The organism is Pantoea dispersa (assembly GCF_014155765.1).
Lineage (GTDB): Bacteria > Pseudomonadota > Gammaproteobacteria > Enterobacterales > Enterobacteriaceae > Pantoea > Pantoea dispersa.
Window position 1 is genome coordinate 1 of record NZ_SCKT01000020.1, and the last position, 2,572, is coordinate 2,572.

4 protein-coding genes and 1 pseudogene are annotated in these 2,572 nt (G+C 62.6%); all 5 read left to right on the forward strand.

Annotation, left to right across the window (positions count from 1 at the left end):
* Positions 1 to 356 (forward strand): annotated as a pseudogene (locus tag H7K56_RS23225) (hypothetical protein); the annotation flags it as partial.
* Positions 357 to 383: 27 nt separating this feature from the next.
* The gene (locus H7K56_RS23060) at positions 384 to 734 is read left to right on the forward strand and encodes a hypothetical protein (RefSeq protein WP_150361471.1); all 351 of its coding nucleotides are present in this window, start codon (positions 384 to 386) and stop codon (positions 732 to 734) included.
* A gap of 83 nt (positions 735 to 817) precedes the next feature.
* A complete protein-coding gene (locus H7K56_RS23065; protein WP_088518130.1) occupies positions 818 to 967 on the forward strand; it encodes a succinate dehydrogenase flavoprotein subunit in 150 nt (49 codons plus the stop codon).
* Positions 964 to 1,533, forward strand: coding sequence for a hypothetical protein (locus H7K56_RS23070; RefSeq protein ID WP_150361469.1), 570 nt, complete (start codon positions 964 to 966; stop codon positions 1,531 to 1,533). The genes H7K56_RS23065 and H7K56_RS23070 overlap by 4 nt, the downstream gene beginning before the upstream one ends.
* A gap of 374 nt (positions 1,534 to 1,907) precedes the next feature.
* Positions 1,908 to 2,126: a hypothetical protein gene (locus H7K56_RS23075; protein ID WP_150361468.1), complete on the forward strand. Its 219-nt coding sequence runs from the start codon at positions 1,908 to 1,910 to the stop codon at positions 2,124 to 2,126.
* Positions 2,127 to 2,572 lie beyond the last annotated feature (446 nt).

Genomic DNA, 2,572 nt, shown 5'->3' on the forward strand with positions numbered 1-2,572 from the left:
CGTCATTCGTCAGCTGCAAGGGTGAAATGCACGCCTGCGGCGCCCTTGCACCCGCCGCCTGCCGTTGCTCCTTTGCCCTTCGCCGCGACTGGATCGACCGAAACATGACAACCCACCCGAGCAGGAGAAATGCCATGAACACACACAACGTCAACGTCAAAACCGCCACGCCAGAATCTCCCAAAACATGGATGAACGGCCTTCAACAGCGTTTTTCCGCTGCGCGTGACAGAGCCGATCAGGACGTGGCTGAAGCAATTCAGGCCCATGCACATTACGGGATCACGTTCCGTAAGCAGGACTCAGCCGTCTGCTGGCTGAAGGGAATGGTTCGCGGCTGGATGGACGCACGCTGAATGCTGACCACTGAAAGGAGAAACACGATGAAAAAGCCATATACCAGCGGCGCACAGGCAGAAATCCCGGGCCTGACGCCGGGCCTGGCAGAAAGCCTGGCGATCCTGACGGAGCTGGGAAAGCACCGTCTCAGCGCCCGCGAGGAGCACGAGCACCTGCGGCTCACACTACACGACATGGCGCAGCAGATTGCGGACACCGTGCAGGACAGCGCGCTGCCGCTGTCCTCGTTTCGCGCGTGGATTGTGGCGAGCCATATCGTGCACGCGCAGTTCGGCAGCCGGGGCGAGGTGATCTGGGGGCGGGCGAGCGGCGCACTGGCGGCACGCCTGACGGATATCAGCCTCCGCATGGAGCCCGACGACACACAGACGTAAAAAAGGCAGGGTTGTCCCTGCCTTCTCAACGGTCGCCAGACGCAACTGGCGACCTCATCAAAACCCTGACTCAGGAGAGTTATATGAATTTTGACCCGCAAATCGTCGCACAGGCGCAGGCGTTTGTAAAAGGCTTTAACAGCGGTCGCGGCGTGCGCGTCCCGAAAATGACGTTCAGTAGCTGGCCGCACTTCATGCGCGCCGTGCGTCAGCAGCTGGAGGTACAGTCATGAGCGTACAAAACACCCTGTCCCCGGACGCGGCGCAGCAAAAGGTGACGCAGGCCGACATCACGCGCGCGCTGGGCGAATTCTGCTTTATCCGCCTGGACAACGGCGACGAAGCCTTTTATTACAACGGATTCTGGCTCACCGGTGCGGATGGCGAGAGTAACGAACCGTCGGTGCTGGGGCTCGCACAGCGCACCGCCCGGGCGGGCAACAAGCATCTGCGCTGCGTCGAGCTGCCGGTGCCGGAGGACAAAGAGTGGTGCTGGGATGACGTGGTCACAGAGCTGGCGCGCTGCGCCGTCACGCGCGAGCTGCGCGGCGAGCTGATTGTGACCGGCAGCGAAACCCGATACGGGCGGGGTATCCACATCTGCAACGATCCGCTGCTGAGCGGCATCAACAGCAACCTGTGGTTCCCGCTTAACCCGGCGGAGGACTGGTTCGCGGGCATCGAGCGCGTGCTGATGATGAACGGCGTGGCGGAGAACGTGGTGCGCATTGACTCGCTGCGCGACTGCGCGGCGTACCATGACTGGAAGGTGGTCTATAACCGGAAGGTCACAGACTAGAACGAAAAAAGGCAGGGGAGGAGACCCCCTGCCTCTTTTCGCCGCCGGCTACGTCGGTGCCGGGCGGTTTTACAGCTGACTTTGGGGAAACTTCCGGTGTTTCCGATGAAAACTATAGCACCGGCCATCTTTAAGTGGCAAAACACCTGCAGAACATTTTAATTTCAATGCTGCCTGACCGCGCGGCGCGCGAGGAGACGATGATGAGTTTTTTGATGCTGGGTTCCCTGCTGAGCCTGGGTTAAGCGCTGGCCTTCCGGTTCGTGGTGCCGGGCGATATAAGCCTGACATACTGGTGCGGCTACGCGATGTGCTTCGTGCTGGCGCGCCTGCTGGCCTCAAAGCACCCGCAGCCCGCAGGTGACCGTGCAGTGATGAAACTGCTTGCGCTGACCGTTCCGGTGGGCGGCGTTTTTCTGTGCGTGTGGGGCGCAATGAACCTGCTGGCTGACCCGGCGGCGGGCGGACCGGAAGGCGATGTCATGCTGTACTCTGCATCCCACGGACTGCTGCTGCCGCTTTTGGCCATGATAATGGGGGCGGCCATCGTGGCGGTTTCGCTGTACCGCATCAGGACGCGCGCGCAGGGATAAACCCCGCGGCTATGCCGGTAAAAAACCGGTGCTGACGCACCGGCCTTCTTCCGTCGCGTGCGCTTCCACCTGTGAGACAGACGTCGGGCTGTCCTGCTCTCTTTGCTCCTGCTGCTGTGCTTCTGCCATTTCCCTCCTGAAATAATACACACCCGCACGTCACGGGCCATGGCCCCCTTCGGCTCCCCGGCAAGCCGGGTCGTCGAGCCCTGCTCCGCTAACCGGCAGAGCCGGCAAGCTCCGCCGGACCGCGAGGGACCGCGTTCCGGGCCTGCGGCCAGGGGCTGATGGCTGAGGTCAACCCCTGCAGCGGGCTCGCGCCCGCGCGTTCACTGGCCACGAAAAGCCGTGGCCGCTGAGGACCGGACCGGCAAAGCCGTCCGGGGTGTGTTCATGCCCGTTTTCGCGCGCGGCGGGCCTGTTCCGGTCAGCCCAGGCGCGGAGGG

What these genes read in the sequence shown, in the direction of transcription:
- H7K56_RS23060 (WP_150361471.1), top strand. Translation starts at nt 384, where the DNA reads ATGAAAAAGCCATATACCAGCGGCGCACAGGCAGAAATCCCGGGCCTG.
- H7K56_RS23065 (WP_088518130.1), top strand. Translation starts at nt 818, where the DNA reads ATGAATTTTGACCCGCAAATCGTCGCACAGGCGCAGGCGTTTGTAAAA.
- H7K56_RS23070 (WP_150361469.1), top strand. Translation starts at nt 964, where the DNA reads ATGAGCGTACAAAACACCCTGTCCCCGGACGCGGCGCAGCAAAAGGTG.
- H7K56_RS23075 (WP_150361468.1), top strand. Translation starts at nt 1,908, where the DNA reads ATGAAACTGCTTGCGCTGACCGTTCCGGTGGGCGGCGTTTTTCTGTGC.